Genomic DNA, 22,329 nt, shown 5'->3' on the forward strand with positions numbered 1-22,329 from the left:
ACAGATATAATTCGCCGTCAACACTTAATTTCAGCTTCATTCAGCCTTGAGCGAAATACGCGCAAATGCCTTCTTCCCGGCCTGGCAAACATGGGTGGCGCCGAGCTGGTATATAAAGGTGCGATCAACCACCTCACCATCCACACGCACACCACCAGAACCCAGCAGATCACGCGCCACCGCCGAGTTCTTCACAAGGCCCGCCTTATTAAGGACGGCCGCGATCGGCATAGCCTCTGCAGCAGTCAACTCGACCTCAGGCAGATCGTCCGGCAGCTCGCCATCCTTCATGCGATTACCCGCAGCACGGTGAGCATTGGCCGCAGCCTCTTCGCCATGGAAACGCGCAACGATCTCTTCCGCCAACTTGATCTTGACGTCCCGCGGATTCGCACCCGCCTCGACATCGGCACGCAATGCGTTGATCTCATCCATCGAGCGAAAGCTCAACAGTTCGAAGTAACGCCACATCAACGCATCCGGAATAGAAACCAGCTTGCCGTACATCACCCCTGGGGCTTCCTGGATACCCACATAGTTACCCAAGGATTTGGACATCTTCTTGACGCCATCCAACCCCTCCAGCAAAGGCATGGTCAGAATGCATTGAGCCTCTTGCCCATACGCACGCTGCAGCTCACGCCCCATCAGTAGGTTGAACTTCTGATCGGTGCCGCCCAACTCGACGTCCGCACGCAATGCCACCGAGTCATACCCCTGAACCAGCGGATACAAGAACTCGTGAATAGCAATCGGCTGATTGGTGGAGTAGCGCTTATCGAAGTCATCACGCTCAAGCATGCGTGCGACTGTGTACTGAGAGGTCAGGCGAATGAAGTCCGCCGGCCCCATCTGATCCATCCAGGTGGAGTTGAACGCCACCTCGGTCTTGGCGGGATCGAGGATCTTGAATACTTGCGTCTTATAGGTCTCGGCATTGTCGAGAACCTGCTCACGAGTCAACGGAGGACGCGTCGCGCTCTTGCCGCTCGGATCACCGATCATCCCGGTGAAATCACCGATCAGAAAAATGACCTGATGTCCCAGCTCCTGGAACTGGCGCAACTTATTGATAAGCACGGTATGCCCCAAATGCAGATCCGGCGCTGTCGGATCAAAGCCAGCCTTGATACGCAGAGGCTGGCCACGCTTGAGCTTTTCGATCAGCTCGGCCTCGACCAACAGTTCTTCCGCACCACGTTTTATCAGCGCTAGCTGCTCTTCAACCGACTTCATAACAGACCCGCAAGGCTCGAATTCAAAAGGGAACCAACCATACAAGATCAGGGACTAATTACAAGTTTTGCCCTACGTACGGACACTACTCAGCAAGCCCAGCGTTCGCGAGCTTGCGCCACAGATGATTTGGTTATATTTTATACAGTTATTTCATCTTCATCATGTCATTCATCTTTTCCATTTCATCTTCAAAGTCAAATTACTTATGACCACAGAACCGTCTAAAGCGCCGCCGCTTTACCCGAAGACCCACCTGCTCGCCGCAAGTGGGATCGCCGCTCTTCTCAGCCTGGCACTTCTGGTATTCCCTTCCAGTGACGTAGAAGCCAAACGAACATCCCTGAGCCTTGACCTGGAAAGCCCGGTTGAACAACTGACACAAGATCAAGACGCCTCCGACGCCCAACAAGCCACAAATGCCCCCGTTGAATCACCCTTTGCACAGATAGAAAGTGCGCCTGAGGAGACTCAACAGGCCGCTCAGGAGCCGCCTGCTGCAGCCCCCGCCAAGAACCCGTTGCATCGCGAAGTAGTCGTGGCGAAAGGCGACACGCTGTCAACCCTGTTTGAGAAAGCAGGCTTGCCCGCCGCCACTGTTAATGAGGTATTGGCCAGCGATAAACAAGCCAAGCAGTTCACCCAGCTCAAGCGCGGCCAGAAGCTTGAGTTTGAAATGACGCCAGACGGCCAACTGAACAACCTGCACAGCAGTATCAGCGACCTGGAAAGCATTACCCTGACCAAGGGCGCCAAAGGTTTCGCCTTCAACCGCATTACCGCCAAGCCCGTCATGCGCTCTGCCTACGTACACGGCGTCATCAACAGCTCCCTGTCTCAGTCAGCTGCCCGCGCCGGCCTGTCCCACAGCATGACCATGGACATGGCCAGTGTGTTCGGCTACGACATCGACTTCGCCCAAGACATCCGCCAGGGTGATGAATTCGATGTGATCTACGAGCAGAAAGTCGCCAACGGCAAGGTCGTCGGCACCGGCGCCATTCTTTCCGCACGATTCACCAACCGCGGCAAGACCTACACGGCGGTTCGCTATACCAACAAACAAGGCAATACCAGCTACTACACCGCCGATGGCAACAGCATGCGCAAAGCATTCATCCGCACTCCGGTGGACTTCGCTCGTATTAGCTCGCGTTTCTCCATGGGTCGCAAGCATCCAATTCTGAACAAAATCCGCGCCCACAAAGGCGTCGACTACGCAGCCCCTCGCGGCACGCCAATCAAGGCGGCCGGTGACGGTAAAGTCCTGCTGGCCGGTCGTCGTGGCGGTTACGGCAACACAGTGATCATCCAGCACGGCAACACCTACCGTACGCTGTACGGACACATGCAGGGGTTTGCCAAAGGCGTAAAAACAGGCGGCACCGTGAAACAAGGCCAAGTGATTGGCTATATCGGCACCACAGGCTTGTCTACCGGCCCGCACTTGCACTATGAGTTCCAGGTCAACGGTGTCCACGTTGACCCGCTGGGCCAGAAGCTGCCAATGGCCGATCCAATCGCCAAGGCCGAGCGTGCACGCTTCCTGCAACAAAGCCAGCCGCTGATGGCGCGCATGGATCAGGAACGCTCCACCTTGCTGGCTTCGGCGAAGCGTTAAGGTATGGCGCTCTATATAGGCGTGATGTCCGGGACCAGCCTCGATGGCCTGGATATCGCCTTGATTGAACAAGACCCGGCGATCAACTTGATCGCCACCCACTACATTCCCATGCCGGACAGCCTGCGCACCGCGCTTCTGGACCTGTGCGCCAGCGGCCCGGACGAGATAGCCCGATCGGCCATCGCCCAGCAGCACTGGGTAACACTGGCCGCTCGCGGCATCCAAGCCTTGCTGGCCCAGCAAAACCTGAAGCCCCAGGACATCCGCGCGATTGGCAGCCATGGCCAGACCATCCGCCACGAACCCGCGCGGGGCTTCACCGTTCAGATCGGCAACCCTGCCCTGCTCACCGAGTTGACCGGCATCACTGTGGTCAGTGACTTTCGCAGCCGTGACGTAGCCGCCGGCGGTCAGGGAGCCCCCTTGGTACCCGCCTTTCATGAGGCGTTGTTCGGTGAACAAACCGGTAACCGTGCCGTATTGAACGTCGGCGGGTTCAGCAACCTCAGCCTGATTGAAACCGGCAAGCCTGTAGCGGGCTTCGACTGCGGCCCGGGCAACGTGTTGCTGGACGCCTGGATTCACCACCAACGCGGCGAGCACTTTGACCGCGACGGCCAATGGGCGGCCGGTGGCAAGGTCGAGCCCCAGTTGCTCAACGCGCTGCTCAGCGACCCCTTCTTCCAGACCAAAGGCCCGAAGAGTACTGGGCGCGAAGTGTTCAACCTGAAATGGCTGCAACAACACCTCGGCAAATTACCTGCGTTCCAACCTCAGGATGTACAGGCAACCCTGCTTGAGTTAACCGCCCTGACCGTCGTCGACTCTCTGCAAGCTGCACAATCCGAGACGCAGACCCTGCTGATCTGTGGCGGCGGCGCCCATAACGCCACGCTGATGAAGCGACTGGCCGCACTGCTGCCCAACACTCAGGTCGACAGCACCGCTTCCTACGGTGTAAGTCCCGACTGGGTTGAAGCCATGGCCTTTGCCTGGCTGGCCCATTGCTGCCTCGAAGGCATCGCCGCCAACCGTCCAAGCGTCACGGGTGCGCGGGGGCTTAGGGTTCTGGGCGCGATCTACCCCGCCTGACGTCACCCGCAATCGCAGACAGCAAAACGCCGCTTGGCCGATCAAAGCCAAGCGGCGTTTTTATTGGTTGTCGATCAGGCCATCGATCAAATCGAGAACGAAGATCCGCAACCACAGGTCGTAGTGGCATTCGGGTTCTTGATCACGAAACGCGAACCTTCCAGACCTTCCTGATAATCCACCTCGGCACCTGCCAGGTATTGGAAACTCATCGGGTCAACGACCAGGCTGACGCCCTCGCGCTCGACTATAGTGTCGTCCTCGGCCACGTCTTCATCGAAGGTAAAACCGTACTGAAACCCTGAACAACCGCCGCCCGTAACAAACACGCGCAGCTTCAAGCGATCATTACCCTCTTCATCGACCAGGCTCTTCACCTTGTGCGCAGCACCGTGGGTGAATTGCAAAGCCGTGGGGGTGAAGGATTCAACGCTCATGCTGATAATCTCCCGGCGTAGCGCCGCCATATGCGTAATGGGCGGCATTATCCGCTTCTCCTAGAAAAGCGGTCAACTATTGTTACGGTATATCAATCTGTTCTCACGCCATTAAAAACGCAAAAGGCCCGATAAACGGGCCTTTTGCACAGTCATGAAACCTTCTTAAGGCAACATGCCCGCGTGAGACAGTCCCAGCTTCTCATCCAAGCCGAACAGGATGTTCATATTCTGCACCGCCTGGCCCGACGCACCTTTGACCAAGTTGTCGATCACCGACAGCACTACCACCAGGTCGCCATCCTGCGGACGGTGCACGGCAATACGGCATACGTTGGCACCGCGTACGCTGCGGGTTTCCGGGTGGCTGCCGACAGGCATCACGTCGACGAACGGCTCGTTGGCATAACGCTTTTCAAACAGCGCCTGCAGATCAACCGAGCGATCGACCACAGTGGCGTAGAGCGTGGAGTGAATGCCACGGATCATCGGCGTCAGGTGCGGCACAAAGGTCAGCCCTACATCCTTACCGGCAGCACGGCGCAGCCCCTGGCGAATTTCCGGCAGGTGGCGATGCCCTTTTACTGCATAGGCTTTCATACTTTCCGACGTCTCGGAGTACAGGGAACCTACTGCCGCGCCACGGCCGGCGCCGCTCACCCCAGACTTGCAGTCTGCAATCAAACGCGAGGTATCTGCCAGCCCGGCTTCCAGCAAGGGCAGGAAACCCAGCTGAGTTGCAGTCGGATAGCAACCCGGCACGGCAATCAGACGCGCTTGTTTGATCTGCTCACGATTGACTTCAGGCAGGCCATACACCGCTTCCTCCAGCAATTGCGGTGCGCCATGGGGCTGGCCATACCACTTGGCCCACTCATCGGCATCCTGCAGGCGGAAGTCTGCGGACAGGTCGATCACCCTGGTGCCGGCCGCCAGCAGTTCGCCAGCCAATGCATGGGCCACACCGTGAGGCGTGGCGAAAAACACCACATCACAAGCCCCCAGGGTCTTGATGTCCGGAACACTGAATGCCAGGCCGTCATAATGGCCTCGCAGGTTCGGGTACATATCGGCCACGGCCAGCCCGGCCTCGGATCGGGAAGTGATGACGACCACCTCTGCCTGCGGATGCTGAGCCAACAGACGCAGCAATTCGACACCGGTGTAACCCGTGCCGCCGACGATACCGACCTTGACCATAAACCTGCCCTCAACGAACCCACTGGAAAGCCGTCGATAATAGGGGCCGCATCGTCCTGCGACAACCGCCAACGTGACGTACGGACGCATGAGCCACTACTATCTTGGCTACCGTGAACCTTGGGAATAACCAAAAATGCTCTATCTATGGGTCAAAGCCTTCCATATCGTCAGCATCGTCTGCTGGTTTGCCGGGCTGTTCTACCTGCCGCGCCTGTTCGTCTACCACGCTCAAAGTGAGGACACCGTCAGCAAAGAACGCTTCAGCGTGATGGAACGCAAGCTTTACCGCGGCATCATGGGGCCGGCGATGCTTGCCACGCTGGTATTCGGCATCTGGATGCTTGCGCTTAACCCGGGCATCTTTCAATCAGGTGCATGGATCCACGCCAAGCTCACTCTCGTCGTACTGCTGATCGGCTACCACCACATGTGCGGCGCTCAGGTAAAACGTTTTGCCCGTGGCGAAAACACCCGCAGCCATGTCTTTTATCGCTGGTTCAATGAAGTGCCGGTTCTGATATTGCTGGCTATCGTAATTTTGGTCGTGGTCAAACCGTTCTAACTTCACATCATACGGGGTACCTCCAATGTCGCTGCCCGCTTTGCTTGAACAACGTCTGCGCCTTCCGGTAGTGGCTGCGCCGATGTTCCTGATTTCCAACCCGCAACTGGTCCTGGCATGCTGCCGCAACGGGGTGGTCGGGAGTTTCCCGGCGCTCAACCAGCGCGAAAGCAGCGGTTTCAAGGCCTGGCTGGAGGAAATCGAAGCGGGCCTGGCGCAGTTGGACAACCCCGCGCCATACGCCGTCAACCTGATCGTGCACAACAGCAACCCACGCCTGGAAGCTGACCTTGCGATCTGCGTTGAACACAAGGTTCCCATCGTCATCACCAGCCTCGGCGCGGTGAAGGAACTGGTAGATGCCGTGCACAGCTACGGCGGCCTGGTGTTTCACGACGTCACCACACGGCGCCATGCCGAGAAAGCCGCAGAAGCGGGCGTCGACGGCCTGATCGCGGTAGCGGCAGGCGCCGGAGGCCATGCAGGCACCTGGAGCCCTTTCGCGCTGATCGCCGAGATACGCCAATTCTTCGATAAAACGCTGCTGCTGGCCGGCTGCCTGAATCATGGGCACGAGATCCTCGCCGCCCAGCTGTTGGGAGCCGACCTTGCGTATTTCGGCACGCGCTTTATCGGCACCACCGAAAGTCACGCCCCGGATGCCTATAAAGAGATGCTGCTCACATCGCGGGCCGCCGACATCGTGCACACTCCAGCAGTCTCCGGCGTACCCGCCAGCTTCATGCGCCAGAGCCTGGAAAACGCCGGTTTCGACCTCGCAGCTCTTCAAGGCAAAGGTGAAGTCAACTTCGGTTCCAAGCTCAAGCCGCTGAGTGACGAGGCCAAAGCCTGGAAGACCGTATGGTCTGCCGGCCAGGGAGTCGGGGAAATTGATGATTTACCCAGCGTGGACGAACTCGTCGCCCGTCTGGATGCCGAATACCGCAAGGCCCGCGAGCAGGCGGCACAGTTACGCTGGCCACGCTGATACACTTGCAGCACCGGCTGACTGCAGCCGGCCTGCCACTCTTCTCTCACAAATGACAAGGATGCCCGCATGAGCGACAACCGTTTTAAGATTGTGTTTGATGGAGCATTGCTCCCGGGTGTCGAAAGCACCACTGCCAAGCTGAACCTCGCCGAGCTGTTCAAGAGTGAAGTCGAAGCCATCGAAAAGCTCTTTACCGGCCGCCCCGTTGCACTGAAACGCGACCTGTCCCGCCCGGACGCCGAGACCTATCTCAACGCACTGAAAAACGCCGGGGTCGACGCACGTATCGAAGCCGAACAACCCGTGGCCTTCAGCCTTGCAGAAACACACGAGACGACGTCCGGCAGCGCCGACTTCTCGCAGCCTGCCGCCTCGCCCTATGCGCCACCACGCGCTGCCGTGGGTGATGATTTGCCGGAATACGCCACCCTCAATGTGTTCACCATCCACGGACGTATCGGGCGTCTGCGGTACCTGGCCTGGACGCTGGTGTTGACCGTAGCGATGCTCGTCGCCTCCGGCATCATCGCCACGGCGGGCTTTGCCGTCGCAACCGCCTCGCCGACGGCGGGTATCATCCTGGGCTCGCTGCTGGGCTTTGCGTTGTTCGTGGCCATTCTCTGGGTCAGCGTGCAAATCGCAGTGCAGCGGCTGCATGACCTGGGTTGGTCCGGCTGGTTGTGGTTCCTGAACCTGGTCCCGTTGGTCAACAGCGTCTTCCCGATCCTGCTGCTGGTATTGCCGGGGAACGCAGGCGCCAACCAGTACGGTGCGCCACCACCGCGCAACTCCACCGCGGTAAAAGTCCTGGCTACCCTGTGGCTGGCGTTTATTCCAGTGATGCTGGCTATCGTGGTCACGCTGGGTATGAACGGCTACCTGAATCAACTCGAAGCCAACATGGACGGTGGCTACGAAAACAGCTCGATCACCTCCGATGACGCCACCGATCAAAGCGTTATCGTTGATGAAGAAGACGCGCAAAGTGCTGATGAAGCAGCCGAACCTGTAGACTCTCCAGAACAGTGAAGAAACGCCCGCCCGCCTGTGATGCCTCTGTCACAGGCTCGGCGGCGTTGCGATGGAGAAAGGCATGACCCGTTACGCTCTGATCACCGGCGCCTCCAGCGGCATCGGCCTGGCCTTGGCCGAAGCCCTGGCCCGGCGCGGCCGCAGCCTGATTCTGGTGGCCCGCCAGCGTGATCAGTTGGAAAGTATTGCAATCGAATTGACTCAACGCTTTGGCGTCGAGGTGCTGTTTCGTGCCTGTGACCTGGGCGAACCCCTGCGTTTGTCGGGGTTTCTTCTGGAACTGGAAGAGGGCGAACGTCAGATCGACCTGCTGGTGAACTGCGCCGGCATCGGTACCAGCGGGCCATTTCTGGCCCAGGATTGGATGACCGAACAAGACCTGATCGAAGTCAACATCCTGGCCCTGACCCGCATGTGCCACGCCCTTGGCAATGCCATGGCGCTGCAGGGTGGCGGGCAGATTCTCAACGTCGCCTCAGTCGCCGCCTTCCAGCCCGGCCCGTGGATGAGCAGCTACTACGCCAGCAAGGCTTATGTACTGCACTTTTCCGAAGGTCTGCGCGAAGAGCTGAAGACCTGTGGCATCAAAGTCTCAGTCCTGTGCCCCGGCCCTACCCGCACGGCATTCTTCGGCACCGCGCAAATGGACACCGCCAAGCTCGACCGCAGCGGGCAACTGATGAGCCCGGAAGAAGTGGCGCTCTACACTGTGCGTGCACTGGAGAGGAACAAAGCCATCATCATCCCTGGGCGACGCAACCGCTGGTTGGCCTTCAGCCCGCGCTTCAGCCCACGTTGGCTGACCCGCAAGATCGCCGGCGCGATCAACAAGGCCTATTGCCCACGTTGACGGCCTGGGTACACTCACCCTGCACTTTCATAATGGAGAAACAGCTGTGGATACTCTGTTCACCAAGATCATCAACAGAGAAATACCCGCGGATATCATCTACGAAGATGATCAGGTCCTGGCTTTCAAGGACATCAATCCCGCGGCGCCCGTGCATTTCCTGGTTATCCCGAAGAAACATATCCCCACGCTCAATGACCTGACCGAGGAAGACAAAGCCCTGGCCGGCCATATTCTATTCACCGCTCAGCGCCTGGCCCTGGAACAAGGCTGCGAGGAAGGCTTCCGGGTGGTGATGAACTGCAACCCGAAAGGCGGTCAGACGGTTTATCACATCCATATGCACGTGCTGGGTCAGCGTCAGATGAACTGGCCACCGGGCTGATCACCCTCGCTGCGCAGGTCGCGGCCCAAGGCTGCGACCCCATGCCCTAGACTCAGCGCAAACGCTTCACCCTCTCTTGCGGTAAACTGGCCGCCGAGATTCCTCCCGGAGGTCAGCATGACTACCCAACGTCACTACTCGCCGATTGACCGTCTGTTGCTGCAAGCCGACATGGCCATGCGCACGCTGTTGCCATTCAGTGGCCAGCCGTACCGCCCATCACCCGCCATCGTGCAGCCCGACGCGCAGATGAGCGAGACCGACACCCGCCACGTTGCCGGCCTGATGCGTATCAACCATACCGGTGAAGTGTGCGCCCAGGCGCTGTACCAGGGCCAGGCGCTGACCGCCAAGCTGCCGCAGGTACGCGCAGCGATGGAACATGCAGCCGAAGAAGAAATCGACCACCTGGCCTGGTGCGAGCAACGCATTCGCCAGTTGGGTAGCCACCCCAGCGTGCTGAACCCATTGTTCTACGGTTTGTCGTTCGGCATCGGCGCGGCTGCCGGCTTGATCAGCGACAAGGTCAGCCTCGGGTTTGTCGCGGCGACAGAACATCAGGTATGCAAGCATCTGGATGAGCACTTGGAGCAATTGCCGGCGGAGGACGAAAAGTCCCGGGCCATCCTTGAGCAAATGCGCATTGATGAAGAACACCACGCAGAAAGCGCATTGGATGCCGGCGGCTTCCGCTTCCCCGCGCCGGTGAGGTTTGGCATGAGCCTGTTGGCCAAGGTCATGACCAAAAGCACCTACCGCTTGTAAGTGCAAACAACTTGACCAAAAAAGGGCGCTATCGAAGCGCCCTTTTCCTTTTGGCCGTTGCGTCAGCCCAACTCAATGATTTCGTAGTCGTGAGTAATCGCCACACCGGCCGCGCCGAGCATGATCGACGCCGAGCAATACTTTTCAGCCGACAGCTCGATGGCACGTTTGACCTGGGCTTCTTTCAGCGCCCGCCCCTTCACCACGAAATGCATGTGGATCTTGGTAAATACCTTCGGGTCCTCAGTAGCGCGCTCGGCCTCCAGAAAGGCTTCGCAGCTTTCAACGGCCTGGCGGGACTTCTTCAGGATGCTGACCACGTCGAAATTGCTGCAACCGCCGACACCCAGCAGGAGCATTTCCATCGGGCGTACCCCCAGGTTACGGCCACCAGCTTCCGGCGGGCCGTCCATGACCACTACATGGCCACTGCCCGACTCACCGAGGAACATGGCTTCGCCCGCCCATTGGATGCGTGCCTTCATCACCCAGACTCCACTGCTAAAAAAGGGTTGCCAGCTTAGCACAGGGCCCCGCAACAGCAGCGTTGCGCATGAAAGCGATCAATGACAGCGTTTACCAGGCAAAATCATCAATCGAATCAGAATGTGTCTGTTAAGCTGGCGCCAAATCAATGGCGCATTGCCATCTTTTGCGCAGCGTGTATCAATGCCGACACCGTTGGATAAAAACAACTCCAATCACACCCCTGTAGTCTTTCGGGATACAACCATGGTTGCTCTTACTCCCACACCCAAGATCAAGAACCTCGACAAGTTGTTGATGCATTGCCAGCGCCGTCGCTATCCGGCCAAGCACAACATCATCTGCGCAGGCGAACGCTCGGAAACACTGTTCTTCATTGTGAAGGGCTCAGTCACCATCTTGATCGAGGATGACGAAGGCCGCGAAATGATCATCGCGTACCTCAATACCGGGGATTTCTTTGGGGAACTCGGGCTGTTCGAACAGGCGGGTAAGGAGCAGAAACGCAGCGCCTGGGTACGGACCAAGGTCGAATGCGAAGTGGCCGAGATCAGCTACACAAAATTCCGCGAACTGGCCCAGCATGACCCCGACATTCTGTATGCCCTGAGTGGCCAGATCGCCCAGCGCCTGCGCGACACCACGCGCAAGGTTGGCGACCTGGCATTCTTTGATGTGACCGGTCGCGTGGCTCGCTGCCTGCTTGAACTGTGCAAACAGCCCGACGCCATGACCCATCCCGATGGCATGCAGATCAAGGTCACGCGCCAGGAAATCGGGCGTATTGTCGGTTGTTCACGGGAAATGGTCGGCCGCGTGCTCAAGGACCTGGAGGAGCGCAACCTGGTGCACGTCAAAGGTAAAACGATGGTGGTGTTCGGTACCCGTTAAACCGGCACGAAGCGGGTCAGCATTTGACGGTACGCGCTGTCCAACCGGGCGATCGCATCCGGCGCGGGAAAGGCTTCGTGCAGGGCAATATGGCTACCGGCGCGCACCCGCTGGTCGAGACCGCAGGCTTCATTGAAGCGATTGACCGCCGCAATGAGTTCCTCACGGTCGTTATCCAGCAGCAATGCACCGTGCACCAGCCCCACCGGGCGGCCACCACTTTGTCGCCAGCGCTGGGCGGTGCCGACCATTTTGCGGCCATTGAGGTTGACGTTATAGCGACCGTCACAAAACGCACCGTCGATTTCACCGACAGAAGCATCGCCGCCCAACTCGTTGAGTAGATCGCAGATCGGCTGGCACAAGCGCAAGTAACCGGTTTCGATACGATTCTGGTCGCCTTCGCTGCGCGGCGGTGCATAGACCAGGGCGATATTGACCGTCGCACTCGACTGCGGCACCGGTTCTCCGCCGGTTTCACGCAGCAGTACTGGCCAACCGGCATCCGCTGAAACCTGGCTGGCGGTTTCGAATGCCGGCAGCCGACTCAAACGGCGCGGCATGACCAAAGCTTGATCGCTGGGCTGCCAAAACAACAGCCCAAACGCCTGCTCACCCGCGCAAACGGCCGCCAACAAATCCTGCTCGGCGGCAAGACCGGCTTCAACGGTCATTCTCGCGGGTTGGGTCATCATCAATCCAGGGTCGAACCGCTGATCGCCACGCCACGTTCCGGGAAGAACAGGCGTTGCAGCTCCGCCCCCGGATTCTCGGCGCGCATGAATGTCTCGCCGACCAGGAACGAATACACACCGCTGATTTCCATCAGCTCAACGTCAGCTCGGTTGACGATACCGCTCTCGGTAATCACCAGGCGATCCCGTGGAATACGCGGCAGCAAGTCGAGGGTGTTTTCCAGGCTGACTTCGAAGGTGTGCAGGTTACGGTTGTTGACGCCCACCAACGGGGTGTCGAGGATTTTCAGTGCACGCTCCAGCTCGTTGCCATCGTGGACTTCGACCAACACATCCAGCCCGACGCCTTTAGCCACGGCCGCCAGCTCGGCCATCTTCACGTCATCCAGCGCCGAGACGATCAATAGCACGCAGTCGGCACCGAGGGCACGGGCTTCGACGATCTGGTAAGGGTCGACCATGAAATCCTTGCGAATCACCGGCAACTTGCACGCGGCGCGGGCCTGCTGAAGAAACAAGTCGGAACCCTGGAAGTAGTCGATATCGGTCAGCACAGACAGGCAAGTCGCCCCGCCCTTCTCATAGCTGACGGCGATTTCCGACGGAACAAAGTTTTCGCGGATGACGCCTTTGCTTGGAGAAGCCTTCTTGACCTCGGCGATCACGGCCGGTTGTTTTAGCTTGGCCTGGGCGATCAAGGCATTGGCAAAGCCGCGAGGGGCGTCAGCGGCTTTCGCCTTGGCCTCAAGCTCTCCCAGGCTCACGCGGGCGCGGCGCTCGGCGACTTCTTCGGCTTTGCGGGCCAGGATTTTTTCCAGAACGGTCGGAACACTCATCCTTCATTCTCCATCTTGAACACTGCGGTGAATGCTCCCAGCTCTTCGAGTTTCTCGCGAGCCAGACCGGTGTGCAACGCATCGTGGGCCAAAGCGACACCTTCCTTAAGACTATAGGCGTGGTCCGCTGCGTAAAGTGCCGCGCCAGCATTCAGAACAATCATTTCCGCTGCTTTCTGGCCGTTTTCAGTCTTGCGACGGCCCAGGGCATCACGAATCAGCTCCAGCGACGCAGCCGGGCTTTCAACCGAAAGGCCGTGCAAACTCTGACTTTTCATACCGAGGTCTTCGGGCTCGACCCAATATTCGCTGACCTGGTCATTCTTCAGCTCCGCTACAAAGGTCGGGGCCGCCAGGCTGAACTCGTCCAGACCATCCTTGGAGTGCACCACCAGCACGTGCTTGCTGCCCAGACGCTGCAACACTTCGGCCAATGGCCGGCACAGCGCCTGGCTGAACACCCCCACCACCTGATGTTTCACACCGGCCGGATTCGTAAGCGGGCCAAGCATGTTGAACAGGGTACGCAGGCCAAGATCCTTGCGCGGGCCTGCCGCGTGTTTCATCGCACCGTGGTGGGACTGGGCAAACATGAACCCAATGCCCACGCTGTCGATGCAGCGCGCCACTTGCACGGGTGTCAGGTTCAGGTAGATGCCGGCGGCTTCCAGCAAGTCGGCGCTGCCGCTTTTGCCGGAGACCGCGCGGTTACCGTGCTTGGCCACGGTGCAACCGGCGGCGGCCACCACAAAGGATGAAGCCGTCGACACGTTGAAGATATTGGCGCCGTCACCGCCGGTGCCGACCACATCGACCACACCGTCGAGTGTATTGAGCTCGACCTTGTCCGCCAGCTCACGCATGACCGACACGGCGCCCACGATCTCATCAATGCTCTCGCTCTTCATGCGCATCGCCATCATGAAGGCGCCGATCTGCGCATCGGTGCACTGACCGGTCATGATTTCGCGCATCACATCGCTCATTTCAGCGGTGCTCAGGTCCAGATGGCCGACGATACGGCTCAGGGCAGTCTTGATATCCATGGAAAGTCCTTAGCGCGTGCCGCCGCTCTGCTTGAGAAAGTTGGCGAACAGCTCGTAGCCCTGCTCGGTCAGGATTGATTCGGGATGAAATTGCACCCCTTCGATATTCAGTGTCTTGTGGCGCAGGCCCATGATCTCGTCGACCGTGCCGTCCTCCAACTGGGTCCAGGCGGTCAGCTCCAGGCATTCCGGGAGTGTCTCGCGCTTGACCACCAGCGAGTGGTACCGGGTCACGGTCACCGGCAGGTTGAGACCGTGGAACACGCCCAGGTTCTTATGGAACACCGGGCTGGTCTTGCCGTGCATCACCTGGCGCGCGCGCACCACGTCACCGCCAAACGCCTGGCCGATGGACTGGTGGCCCAGGCACACGCCCAGGATCGGCAACTTGCCGGCGAAGTACTTGATCGCTTCAAGGGAGATGCCGGCTTCTGTCGGCGTGCAAGGCCCCGGCGAAACCACAATGCGCTCCGGGTTCAGGGCAGCGATTTCGGCCACGGTCAGTTCATCGTTGCGCACCACCTTGACCTCGGCACCGAGTTCGCCCAAGTACTGCACAACGTTGTAGGTAAAGGAGTCGTAGTTATCAATCATCAGCAACATGTGGGTTCAAACCTCTTGAATTCACTGATTTCGAATGACCGCCTTCCAAAAGAGTGTCCCGCTGCCAGACGCACGTTCCGGTGCCAGGATGAGCTGGCAAGGGCGTCAAACAGAGGGTGCAGAAGGCAAATCGGTACAGGTCCGGCCAGGCCGGCAGAGAAAAATGTCAGGCGCGCCAACGCCAACGGGCGTGTGCCTTGACTACTCGCATCAAGAGTTTGCTGATGATCAACACGGGGAGGGTCTCATTCATACGTTCAGGCACAGTAACGTAGCCTCGCCAGCGGTGCAATATGGAGCAACGAATACGGGGGTATCACGACAGCGTCCTTGTAGGAAAAAACTGTCCTCCTTGAAGAAAAGCCTGAAAACATTGCTAGTGTTTCACCGGCGATACAAAAACAACTAAATGGAATTTTTCATGCTCAGACCACCGTTCTTCGCGCCGCTGGCCGGCTGCCTTCTGTCACTGGCCTGCGCGCAGGCGTTTGCAGCCTCGTCCCCCTACTCAACCATGGTGGTTTTCGGCGACAGCCTCGCCGACGCCGGCCAGTTCCCCGATGGCAACGCCGGAGCCACCTTGCGCTTTACCAACCGCACCGGGCCGAATTTCCAGGGCGACTACGGCCTGGTCTCATCGACCTTATTGGGTGCCAGGCTAGGTGTCGCGCCTAACGACCTGAATGCCTCCACCTCACCGGTTCGCGCAGCACAGGGCCTGCCTGACGGGAACAACTGGGCGGTCGGCGGCTACCGTACCGACAATGTTCTGGACTCCATCACCTCCGTCTCCAACGCGGCAATTCCCCCCGGCAACGCGGGTGGCGGTACCGTATTGCGCAGCCGTCAGGGTTATCTACCGGCCAATGGCGGACGAGCCGACCCCAACGTGCTGTATTTCCTCTCCGGTGGCGGCAATGACTTTTTGCAAGGTCGCGTACTCAGCCCCGGCCAAGCCGTTGCCGCAGGCGCGCGCCTGGCCGACAGCGCACAAGCGCTGCAACAAGCGGGCGCGCGCTACATCATGGTGTGGATGTTGCCCGACCTGGGGCTGACACCGGCCATTAACGGTACACCGGCCCAAGGGGCGAGTACTGCCCTGAGTAACATGTTCAACCAGTCGCTTGTCCAGCGCCTGTCGCAGATCGACGCCGAGATTATCCCGCTGAACATTCCGCTGTTGCTGAAGGAAACCTTCGCCGACCCTGCCCGCTTCGGCCTGGCCACCGGGCAAAACCTCACCGGTACGTGCTTCACCGACCCCAGTTGTGCCAACCCGACCTATGGACTTGGCGGCACCACCCCCGATCCGACCAAGCTGATCTACAACGATTCAGTGCACCCCACCATCGCCGGGCAACAATTGATCGCCGACTACGCCTATTCAATGCTCGCGGCGCCATGGGAGCTGAGCCTTCTGCCGGAGATGGCCCAAGGCACCCTACGTGCGCACCAGGATGAACTGCGCAATCAGTGGCAGGCCGACAACGGTTACTGGCAGGCGGTCGGCCAATGGCGAGCGATTGTCGCGGGTGGCGGCCAGCACCTGGATTTCGATGATCAAAACAGCTCGGCCAGCGGTGACGGCAATGGCTACAACGTCAATGTCGGCGGCAGCTACCGGCTCAATGACAGCTGGCGCGTCGGGATTGCTGCCGGGTTGTATCGACAGACGCTCGAAGCCGGCGCCCGCGATTCGGACTACAAGCTCAACAGCTACATGGGAAGTGCTTTCGCGCAGTACCAGCAAAACCACTGGTGGGCCGATGCCGCACTGACCGGCGGCAAGCTGGACTTCGACAGCCTCAAGCGCAAGTTCGCCCTGGGCGTCAGCGAAGGCTCGGAGAAAGGCGACACCGACGGCTGGCTGTGGGCCTTGAGTGGTCGCGCAGGCTATGACATCGCCGCTCCAGGCAGCGATTGGCACCTGTCACCCTTTGTCAGCGCCGATTACTCGCGGGTCGAAGTGGATGGCTATTCGGAAAAAGACAGCCGCTCCACGGCACTGACCTTCGCCGATCAACAACGCGACTCCAGGCGCCTCGGCGTCGGCCTGCAGGGCAGCTACCGCGTGACGCCGCAAACCCAAGTCTTTGGCGAGGTAGCCCACGAGCACGAGTTCGAAAATGACACCCAGAAGGTGAAGATTTCACTCAACAGCGTGCCGGGAATCGACTTCAAACTGGATGGCTACACGCCCCGCAGCAATTCGGACCGCCTGAGCCTGGGTGTCAGCCATAAGCTCACAAAGGAACTGGCACTGAGGGCTGCATATAACGTGAGAAAGGATGACAACGTGACCCAGCAAGGGGTCAGCGCGGGTGTAAGCCTGGACTTCTGATGAAGCTTTGATAGCGCGCAGACCAAGCTGTGGGAGGGGGTTACTCCCTTCCACAGCTTGATCTCCAGGTGAGTCAACCCTGCGGGGTTTGCTCTGCCAACGCCACCGCACGGAACATCGCGCGGCGCTTGTTCAGGGTTTCTTCCCACTCAAGGGCCGGTACCGAGTCCGCCACAATCCCACCGCCGGCCTGCACATGCAGTTCGCCGTCCTTGATCACCGCGGTGCGGATCGCAATGGCGGTGTCCATGTTGCCGTTCCAGGCGAAATAACCCACTGCTCCGCCGTAGACACCCCGTTTGACGGGCTCCAGTTCGTCGATGATTTCCATCGCACGAATCTTCGGCGCACCCGACAACGTGCCTGCCGGCAGGATCGCCCGCAACGCGTCCATCGCGGTCAAGCCGGCCTTCAGCTCGCCGGTCACGTTGGAGACGATGTGCATCACGTTGGAATAACGCTCGATCACCATCTTCTCGGTGAGTTTCACCGAGCCGATTTCCGAGACACGCCCGGTATCGTTGCGGCCCAGGTCGATCAGCATCAGGTGCTCGGCGATTTCCTTGTCGTCGCTCAGCAAGTCTTCTTCAAGCGCCAGGTCCGCCTCTTCGGTCGCCCCACGTGGGCGAGTACCGGCAATCGGGCGCACAGTGATCAGGTTGTCCTCGACGCGCACCAGCACTTCCGGCGAACTGCCCACCACGTGGAAGTCGCCAAAGTTGAAGAAGTACATATAGGGCGTCGGGTTGAAACAACGCAGCGCACGATACAGATCGATCGGTGCCGCCTTGAAGTCAATGGACATACGTTGCGACGGCACGACCTGCATGCAATCACCGGCAAGGATGTATTCCTTGATGGTGTCGACTGCGCGCTCGTAGTCATCCTGGGTGAAGCTGGAGCGGAACACCGGGTCAGCGGCAGGCGGACGGCTGAGGTCCAGCCCGCGACGTGGAGTGATCGGCTGGCGCAATTTTTCCAGCAAGGCTTCGAGGCTGGCCTGGCCTTGTTCGAATGCGTCCGCCTGGGATGGGTCTGCCAGGACGATCGCGTGCATCTTGCCGGCGAGGTTGTCGAACACCACCACGGCATCGGAGACCATCAGCAGAATGTCCGGCACACCCAACGGATCCGGGTTCGGGCATTTACCCAGGCGTTTTTCCACGTAGCGCACGCAGTCGTAGCCGAAGTAACCCACCAGGCCACCGTTGAAACGCGGCAGGCCGGGAATGGTCGGTACGTTGTAGCGCGCCTTGAAGGTTTCGACGAAGGCCAGCGGGTCTTCTACGTCATGGCTTTCGATCTCGACGCCATCATGGGTGATACTCACATGATGGTCATGTACCCGCAGCACGGTACGGCACGGCAGGCCGATGATCGAGTAACGCCCCCATTTTTCACCGCCCTGTACCGATTCCAGCAGGTAGGAGTTGGGCTTGTCGGCCAGTTTCAGATAGATCGACAGCGGCGTATCGAAGTCGGCCAGGGTTTCGCAGGCCATGGGAATACGGTTATAGCCGGCAGCGGCCAAACGCAGGAATTCTTCGCGGATCATGAGGTGCCTCGTGGCTTGAGGGTCAAACGGTCAGGTAGGCAAACGTGCCGCAGCGCGGCCAGGATCAGTCAGGCGCGCCAACGCCAGCGGGCCAGGGCCTTGATGACTTTCATCCAGAGTTTGCGAGTGACCACCACGATGGGATTTCCAGAAGGGTTTGAATCAACGTCGGGCAACGTTATCTCAGCGCCCGCTCCCAAGCAACCGGGGATTAACTGGCGCAGGTCGTCAATCACCAGCGCCGGGGATTCTTCGGCAATCGGCCGGCCGTGGTTGTAGCCGTAGCTCAGGGCCACGCACTGCACCCCCGCCGCTTTCGCCGCCAGCACATCACTGCGTGAATCGCCGACAAACAACGACTGGGATGCCGGGATATTGGCCATTTTCATCACGAAGAACAGCGCCGCCGGGTCAGGTTTCTTCTGCGGCAGGGTGTCGCCACCGATGATCCAGCGGAAATAACGGCCGATTTTCATCTCGTCCAACAGCGGCGCGACGAAACGCTCAGGCTTGTTGGTGATCAGCGCCATTTCCACACCCTGTTTGCTCAGCCATTTGAGGGTGTCGCGTACGCCCGGGTAAACCACGGTCAGTTCGTGGCTGCTCTCATAAGCGGCGTTAAACAGTTCCAAGGCGTGTTCGGCCTCGACATCGTCTACGCCGTCAGCGTCCAGATGATTGGCCAAAGCCCGGCGCACCAGCATCTGCGCGCCGTTACCCACCCATTCGCGCACCGAGTCGATGCCCGCCGGTTTGCGCCCCAGCTTGAGCAGCATCTCGTCCACCGCCGCCGCCAGGTCGGGCACCGAGTCGATCAAGGTACCGTCCAGATCGAACATCACCAGCCGTGGCAGCTTGCCGGGGAACAGCCGCTCAAAACCGCTCATGGACGCGCCAGCGCCAGTTCGGCACGCATCTTGTCGATGACCTCCTGGTAGTCCGGGGCGTTGAAAATCGCCGAGCCGGCCACGAAGGTGTCTGCACCTGCGGCAGCGATTTCACGGATGTTGTTGACGTTGACCCCGCCGTCGATTTCAAGGCGGATATCACGGCCGGACGCATCGATCAGCGCACGGGCTTCACGCAGCTTGTTCAGCGTGCCGGGGATAAACTTCTGCCCGCCGAAACCCGGGTTGACGCTCATCAGCAAGATCATGTCGACCTTGTCCATCACGTATTCAAGCACGCTCAGCGGGGTGGCCGGATTGAACACCAGGCCCGCCTTGCAGCCGCCTTCGCGGATCAATTGCAGGGTGCGGTCGACGTGCAGCGAGGCTTCCGGATGGAAGGTGATGTAGGTCGCACCGGCGTCGACGAAGTCGCCAATGATGCGATCCACCGGGCTGACCATCAGGTGTGCATCGATCGGCGCGGTGATGCCGTACTTGCGCAACGCCGCACAGACCATCGGCCCGATAGTCAGGTTGGGTACGTAGTGGTTGTCCATGACATCGAAATGCACGAAGTCCGCACCGGCGGCCAATACCTTGTCCACTTCCTCACCCAGGCGGGCGAAGTCGGCGGAGAGAATCGATGGAGCAATGACGAAGGGCTGCATGACGCACCTTTTGAGCTAAATCACGATGGCGCGCATTGTATACCTCATGCTTTGCCCCGCGCACCGTGACCTGGCTCAATGGCTAGTACGCCGAGCGGTAGATCTTCTCGATATCCGCCACGCTGAGCTTGCGCGGGTTGTTGCGCATCAGGCGTTCAATGCCCGCGGCTTCCGTGGCCATGGCCGGAATGGCGTCTTCGGGAACCCCGAAACTGCGCAGGCCCGCCGGGATCTCCACGGCAGCACACAGCCGTGTCATCGCCTCGACGGCCTGGTCGGCCGCGTCAACCATACTCAAGCCGGTGACATTCACGCCCATGGCCTGGGCAATGTCGCGCATGCGTTCGACACAAGCCAACTTGTTCCACTGCATCACATAGGGCAGCAACAGGGCGTTGCTCACGCCGTGACCAATATGAAAACGTCCGCCCAACGGATACGCCAACGCGTGCACGGCACCCACCCCCGCATTACCGAACGCCATGCCGGCCATCAGGCTGGCGGTAGCCATGTCGTCACGTGCCTGCAGATGCCCAGGGTTGGCGTAAGCCTTGGGCAGCGCACCGGCAATCAACTTGATCGCACCAATGGCCAGTGCATCGGTAATCGGCGACGCATTCAGCGACAGGTAGGCTTCAATGGCGTGCACCAAAGCATCTACACCGCTGGCGGCAGTCACCCCGCGCGGGCACGTGAGGGTCATCTGTGGGCTCATCAAAGCAACATCCGGCAGCAAGTAATCGCTGACGATGCCTTTTTTCAACTGCGCGACCTTGTCGGAGAGGATCGCCACATTGGTCACCTCCGAGCCGGTACCGGCCGTAGTCGGGATAGCAATCAGTGGCGGCCCCTTGCGTGGCACCTGATCGACGCCGAACAGATCGGACAGCTCACCATGATAGCCAGCATAAGCGCAGACACATTTCGCGATATCAATGGCGCTGCCACCACCCACACCAATCAAGCCATCATGTCCGCCGTCGCGATAGGCCTGCATGCAGTCTTCGACGATGGCAATTTCCGGGTCGGGCTGCACACGGTCGAAGATTTCATAGCTGCGCTCGCCCAGGTGCTCCAACGCCAGCGCCACCGTGCCGGACTTGACCAAGGCCGCGTCGGTGACGATCAGCGGGTTATCCACATCCAGGCGCGTGAGTTCGGCAGCCAGTTGTTCAATGGCGCCTGGGCCTGTGAGCAGCTTGTGGGCGATCTTGAATGAGGAAGTACTCATGTGCGCGGCCTCTTATTGAAGGGTGGCAGGCACAAGAGTAGCTCCCTCTGCAGGGTTGTCAGCCATTCAGCAGCTGAATGGTCGTCACACCTGCGCGGTACGCAGCTTCTCGCTACGCCCGCGCAACCATTCCAGGGTCAGCAACAGCAGGACCGAAAAGGCAATCAGCAAGGTAGCGGCAGCGGCGATGGTCGGGCTGAGGTTCTCGCGGATGCCGCTGAACATCTGGCGCGGCAGGGTCGCTTGCTCAGGGCCGGCGAGGAACAGCGTCACCACCACTTCATCGAACGAGGTGGCAAAGGCAAACAGCGCCCCGGAGATAACCCCCGGCGCGATCAACGGCAAGGTCACCCGGCGAAACGCGATCAATGGCGAGGCGCCCAGACTGGCTGCCGCCCGCACCAGGTTATGGTTGAAGCCCTGCAAGGTCGCCGACACGGTAATGATCACAAACGGCACGCCCAGCACCGCATGCACGACGATCAGCGAAAAGAAACTGTTGCCCAGGCCCAGCGGCGCAAAAAACAGGTAACTCGCCACACCGATAATCACCACCGGCACCACCATCGGCGAAATCACCAAGGCCATTACCAGCGCCTTGCCGGGGAAATTGCCGCGGGTCAGGCCAATCGCGGCCAATGTGCCGAACACCATGGCCAGCACCGTAGCGGCCGGAGCGACGATGATGCTGTTCTTCAACGCGCGCATCCATTCGGCCGAGGCGAAGAAATCCTGGTACCAATGCAGGGAGAAACCTTGCAGCGGGTACACCAGGAAACTGCCGCTGTTGAACGACAGCGGGATGATCACCAGCACGGGCAGTATCAGGAACAGCAGGATCAAGCCGCACAAGATCCGCAGGCTGTAGAACCACAGGCGCTCCACGGGCGACATATAAGGACTCAACATC

At 59.6% G+C, this 22,329-nt stretch carries 23 protein-coding genes; 10 read left to right on the top strand and 13 right to left on the bottom strand.

Going from position 1 to position 22,329, the window contains the following annotated elements; genetic code table 11:
* Positions 1 to 36 precede the first annotated feature (36 nt).
* Positions 37 to 1,236, bottom strand: coding sequence for a tyrosine--tRNA ligase (gene tyrS, locus M5B97_RS23900; RefSeq protein ID WP_248732871.1), 1,200 nt, complete (start codon positions 1,234 to 1,236; stop codon positions 37 to 39).
* 208 nt (positions 1,237 to 1,444) lie between these two features.
* Here tyrS and M5B97_RS23905 point away from each other — a divergent pair, with 208 nt between their 5' ends.
* Complete coding sequence (locus M5B97_RS23905; RefSeq protein WP_134658954.1) at positions 1,445 to 2,857, top strand: peptidoglycan DD-metalloendopeptidase family protein; 1,413 nt, start codon at positions 1,445 to 1,447, stop codon at positions 2,855 to 2,857.
* A 3-nt stretch (positions 2,858 to 2,860) separates the two neighbouring features.
* Positions 2,861 to 3,952, top strand: coding sequence for an anhydro-N-acetylmuramic acid kinase (locus M5B97_RS23910; RefSeq protein WP_248732872.1), 1,092 nt, complete (start codon positions 2,861 to 2,863; stop codon positions 3,950 to 3,952).
* An 86-nt stretch (positions 3,953 to 4,038) separates the two neighbouring features.
* Here the strand turns inward: M5B97_RS23910 and erpA are convergent, their stop codons facing one another.
* Together erpA and argC are read right to left on the bottom strand one after the other, a co-directional pair.
* Complete coding sequence (gene erpA, locus M5B97_RS23915) at positions 4,039 to 4,389, bottom strand: iron-sulfur cluster insertion protein ErpA (RefSeq protein WP_008077999.1); 351 nt, start codon at positions 4,387 to 4,389, stop codon at positions 4,039 to 4,041.
* Positions 4,390 to 4,554: 165 nt separating this feature from the next.
* Positions 4,555 to 5,589: an N-acetyl-gamma-glutamyl-phosphate reductase gene (gene argC, locus M5B97_RS23920; protein ID WP_123717342.1), complete on the bottom strand. Its 1,035-nt coding sequence runs from the start codon at positions 5,587 to 5,589 to the stop codon at positions 4,555 to 4,557.
* A gap of 136 nt (positions 5,590 to 5,725) precedes the next feature.
* On the opposite strand from argC, the gene hemJ reads away from it, so the two are divergent.
* The 6 genes from hemJ (at position 5,726) to coq7 (ending at position 10,177) form a co-directional block, all read left to right on the top strand.
* Positions 5,726 to 6,154 carry a protoporphyrinogen oxidase HemJ gene (gene hemJ, locus M5B97_RS23925; RefSeq protein ID WP_123717341.1) on the top strand — a complete coding sequence of 143 codons (429 nt, stop codon included), beginning with the start codon at positions 5,726 to 5,728 and terminating at the stop codon, positions 6,152 to 6,154.
* Between the two features lie 25 nt (positions 6,155 to 6,179).
* Entirely contained in the window at positions 6,180 to 7,142 is a 963-nt protein-coding gene (locus M5B97_RS23930) for a nitronate monooxygenase family protein (protein ID WP_065904588.1), read from the top strand.
* A 69-nt stretch (positions 7,143 to 7,211) separates the two neighbouring features.
* Positions 7,212 to 8,174 (top strand): DUF805 domain-containing protein, encoded by a 963-nt coding sequence (locus M5B97_RS23935; RefSeq protein ID WP_134658960.1) that lies wholly within the window; start codon positions 7,212 to 7,214, stop codon positions 8,172 to 8,174.
* A gap of 64 nt (positions 8,175 to 8,238) precedes the next feature.
* Positions 8,239 to 9,027 (top strand): SDR family oxidoreductase, encoded by a 789-nt coding sequence (locus M5B97_RS23940; protein WP_248732873.1) that lies wholly within the window; start codon positions 8,239 to 8,241, stop codon positions 9,025 to 9,027.
* Positions 9,028 to 9,073: 46 nt separating this feature from the next.
* The gene (locus tag M5B97_RS23945) at positions 9,074 to 9,412 is read left to right on the top strand and encodes a histidine triad nucleotide-binding protein (protein ID WP_122487311.1); all 339 of its coding nucleotides are present in this window, start codon (positions 9,074 to 9,076) and stop codon (positions 9,410 to 9,412) included.
* A gap of 117 nt (positions 9,413 to 9,529) precedes the next feature.
* The gene (coq7, locus tag M5B97_RS23950) at positions 9,530 to 10,177 is read left to right on the top strand and encodes a 2-polyprenyl-3-methyl-6-methoxy-1,4-benzoquinone monooxygenase (RefSeq protein WP_123717337.1); all 648 of its coding nucleotides are present in this window, start codon (positions 9,530 to 9,532) and stop codon (positions 10,175 to 10,177) included.
* Positions 10,178 to 10,239: 62 nt separating this feature from the next.
* On the opposite strand, the gene M5B97_RS23955 is transcribed toward coq7, so the two are convergent.
* Positions 10,240 to 10,662 carry an OsmC family protein gene (locus tag M5B97_RS23955; protein WP_005792019.1) on the bottom strand — a complete coding sequence of 141 codons (423 nt, stop codon included), beginning with the start codon at positions 10,660 to 10,662 and terminating at the stop codon, positions 10,240 to 10,242.
* Positions 10,663 to 10,909: 247 nt separating this feature from the next.
* Here M5B97_RS23955 and crp point away from each other — a divergent pair, with 247 nt between their 5' ends.
* Positions 10,910 to 11,554 carry a cAMP-activated global transcriptional regulator CRP gene (gene crp / locus M5B97_RS23960; RefSeq protein WP_134658964.1) on the top strand — a complete coding sequence of 215 codons (645 nt, stop codon included), beginning with the start codon at positions 10,910 to 10,912 and terminating at the stop codon, positions 11,552 to 11,554.
* On the opposite strand, the gene M5B97_RS23965 is transcribed toward crp, so the two are convergent.
* Genes M5B97_RS23965 through M5B97_RS23980 form a run of 4 tightly spaced genes read right to left on the bottom strand, consistent with a single transcriptional unit; the run spans position 11,551 to position 14,734 of the window.
* The gene (locus M5B97_RS23965; protein ID WP_134658966.1) at positions 11,551 to 12,246 is read right to left on the bottom strand and encodes a lipoate--protein ligase family protein; all 696 of its coding nucleotides are present in this window, start codon (positions 12,244 to 12,246) and stop codon (positions 11,551 to 11,553) included. The two genes, crp and M5B97_RS23965, sit on opposite strands and share 4 nt — an antisense overlap.
* A gap of 2 nt (positions 12,247 to 12,248) precedes the next feature.
* A complete protein-coding gene (gene trpC / locus M5B97_RS23970; protein WP_134658968.1) occupies positions 12,249 to 13,085 on the bottom strand; it encodes an indole-3-glycerol phosphate synthase TrpC in 837 nt (278 codons plus the stop codon).
* Positions 13,082 to 14,131 carry an anthranilate phosphoribosyltransferase gene (gene trpD / locus M5B97_RS23975; protein WP_060757299.1) on the bottom strand — a complete coding sequence of 350 codons (1,050 nt, stop codon included), beginning with the start codon at positions 14,129 to 14,131 and terminating at the stop codon, positions 13,082 to 13,084. Before trpD ends, trpC begins: the two co-directional genes overlap by 4 nt.
* Before the next feature lie 9 nt (positions 14,132 to 14,140).
* Positions 14,141 to 14,734 (bottom strand): aminodeoxychorismate/anthranilate synthase component II, encoded by a 594-nt coding sequence (locus M5B97_RS23980; protein ID WP_134658970.1) that lies wholly within the window; start codon positions 14,732 to 14,734, stop codon positions 14,141 to 14,143.
* Positions 14,735 to 15,155: 421 nt separating this feature from the next.
* Here M5B97_RS23980 and estP point away from each other — a divergent pair, with 421 nt between their 5' ends.
* Positions 15,156 to 17,075 carry an esterase EstP gene (gene estP, locus M5B97_RS23985; RefSeq protein ID WP_248732874.1) on the top strand — a complete coding sequence of 640 codons (1,920 nt, stop codon included), beginning with the start codon at positions 15,156 to 15,158 and terminating at the stop codon, positions 17,073 to 17,075.
* A gap of 73 nt (positions 17,076 to 17,148) precedes the next feature.
* Here the strand turns inward: estP and trpE are convergent, their stop codons facing one another.
* The 5 genes from trpE to M5B97_RS24010 form a co-directional block, all read right to left on the bottom strand.
* Positions 17,149 to 18,630 (bottom strand): anthranilate synthase component I, encoded by a 1,482-nt coding sequence (trpE, locus tag M5B97_RS23990; RefSeq protein WP_248732875.1) that lies wholly within the window; start codon positions 18,628 to 18,630, stop codon positions 17,149 to 17,151.
* 68 nt (positions 18,631 to 18,698) lie between these two features.
* Positions 18,699 to 19,517 (bottom strand): phosphoglycolate phosphatase, encoded by an 819-nt coding sequence (locus tag M5B97_RS23995; protein WP_060757295.1) that lies wholly within the window; start codon positions 19,515 to 19,517, stop codon positions 18,699 to 18,701.
* Positions 19,514 to 20,188, bottom strand: coding sequence for a ribulose-phosphate 3-epimerase (rpe, locus tag M5B97_RS24000; protein WP_046035020.1), 675 nt, complete (start codon positions 20,186 to 20,188; stop codon positions 19,514 to 19,516). Before rpe ends, M5B97_RS23995 begins: the two co-directional genes overlap by 4 nt.
* A gap of 82 nt (positions 20,189 to 20,270) precedes the next feature.
* Positions 20,271 to 21,419, bottom strand: coding sequence for an iron-containing alcohol dehydrogenase (locus M5B97_RS24005; RefSeq protein WP_248732876.1), 1,149 nt, complete (start codon positions 21,417 to 21,419; stop codon positions 20,271 to 20,273).
* A gap of 84 nt (positions 21,420 to 21,503) precedes the next feature.
* Entirely contained in the window at positions 21,504 to 22,328 is an 825-nt protein-coding gene (locus tag M5B97_RS24010) for an ABC transporter permease (RefSeq protein ID WP_060757293.1), read from the bottom strand.
* Position 22,329: the final 1 nt, after the last annotated feature.

Origin of the sequence: Pseudomonas sp. MWU13-2517 (assembly GCF_023242545.1) — a bacterium.
In the GTDB taxonomy this organism is placed as follows: Bacteria; Pseudomonadota; Gammaproteobacteria; order Pseudomonadales; family Pseudomonadaceae; genus Aquipseudomonas.

What these genes read in the sequence shown, in the direction of transcription:
- erpA (WP_008077999.1), bottom strand. Translation starts at nt 4,389, where the DNA reads ATGAGCGTTGAATCCTTCACCCCCACGGCTTTGCAATTCACCCACGGT.
- M5B97_RS23965 (WP_134658966.1), bottom strand. Translation starts at nt 12,246, where the DNA reads ATGACCCAACCCGCGAGAATGACCGTTGAAGCCGGTCTTGCCGCCGAG.
- M5B97_RS23905 (WP_134658954.1), top strand. Translation starts at nt 1,445, where the DNA reads ATGACCACAGAACCGTCTAAAGCGCCGCCGCTTTACCCGAAGACCCAC.
- M5B97_RS24005 (WP_248732876.1), bottom strand. Translation starts at nt 21,419, where the DNA reads ATGAGTACTTCCTCATTCAAGATCGCCCACAAGCTGCTCACAGGCCCA.
- estP (WP_248732874.1), top strand. Translation starts at nt 15,156, where the DNA reads ATGCTCAGACCACCGTTCTTCGCGCCGCTGGCCGGCTGCCTTCTGTCA.
- tyrS (WP_248732871.1), bottom strand. Translation starts at nt 1,236, where the DNA reads ATGAAGTCGGTTGAAGAGCAGCTAGCGCTGATAAAACGTGGTGCGGAA.
- trpD (WP_060757299.1), bottom strand. Translation starts at nt 14,131, where the DNA reads ATGGATATCAAGACTGCCCTGAGCCGTATCGTCGGCCATCTGGACCTG.
- M5B97_RS23935 (WP_134658960.1), top strand. Translation starts at nt 7,212, where the DNA reads ATGAGCGACAACCGTTTTAAGATTGTGTTTGATGGAGCATTGCTCCCG.
- M5B97_RS23940 (WP_248732873.1), top strand. Translation starts at nt 8,239, where the DNA reads ATGACCCGTTACGCTCTGATCACCGGCGCCTCCAGCGGCATCGGCCTG.
- M5B97_RS24010 (WP_060757293.1), bottom strand. Translation starts at nt 22,328, where the DNA reads ATGTTGAGTCCTTATATGTCGCCCGTGGAGCGCCTGTGGTTCTACAGC.
- argC (WP_123717342.1), bottom strand. Translation starts at nt 5,589, where the DNA reads ATGGTCAAGGTCGGTATCGTCGGCGGCACGGGTTACACCGGTGTCGAA.
- M5B97_RS23955 (WP_005792019.1), bottom strand. Translation starts at nt 10,662, where the DNA reads ATGAAGGCACGCATCCAATGGGCGGGCGAAGCCATGTTCCTCGGTGAG.
- hemJ (WP_123717341.1), top strand. Translation starts at nt 5,726, where the DNA reads ATGCTCTATCTATGGGTCAAAGCCTTCCATATCGTCAGCATCGTCTGC.
- M5B97_RS23910 (WP_248732872.1), top strand. Translation starts at nt 2,861, where the DNA reads ATGGCGCTCTATATAGGCGTGATGTCCGGGACCAGCCTCGATGGCCTG.
- coq7 (WP_123717337.1), top strand. Translation starts at nt 9,530, where the DNA reads ATGACTACCCAACGTCACTACTCGCCGATTGACCGTCTGTTGCTGCAA.
- crp (WP_134658964.1), top strand. Translation starts at nt 10,910, where the DNA reads ATGGTTGCTCTTACTCCCACACCCAAGATCAAGAACCTCGACAAGTTG.
- M5B97_RS23930 (WP_065904588.1), top strand. Translation starts at nt 6,180, where the DNA reads ATGTCGCTGCCCGCTTTGCTTGAACAACGTCTGCGCCTTCCGGTAGTG.
- rpe (WP_046035020.1), bottom strand. Translation starts at nt 20,188, where the DNA reads ATGCAGCCCTTCGTCATTGCTCCATCGATTCTCTCCGCCGACTTCGCC.
- M5B97_RS23980 (WP_134658970.1), bottom strand. Translation starts at nt 14,734, where the DNA reads ATGTTGCTGATGATTGATAACTACGACTCCTTTACCTACAACGTTGTG.
- M5B97_RS23995 (WP_060757295.1), bottom strand. Translation starts at nt 19,517, where the DNA reads ATGAGCGGTTTTGAGCGGCTGTTCCCCGGCAAGCTGCCACGGCTGGTG.
- trpC (WP_134658968.1), bottom strand. Translation starts at nt 13,085, where the DNA reads ATGAGTGTTCCGACCGTTCTGGAAAAAATCCTGGCCCGCAAAGCCGAA.
- trpE (WP_248732875.1), bottom strand. Translation starts at nt 18,630, where the DNA reads ATGATCCGCGAAGAATTCCTGCGTTTGGCCGCTGCCGGCTATAACCGT.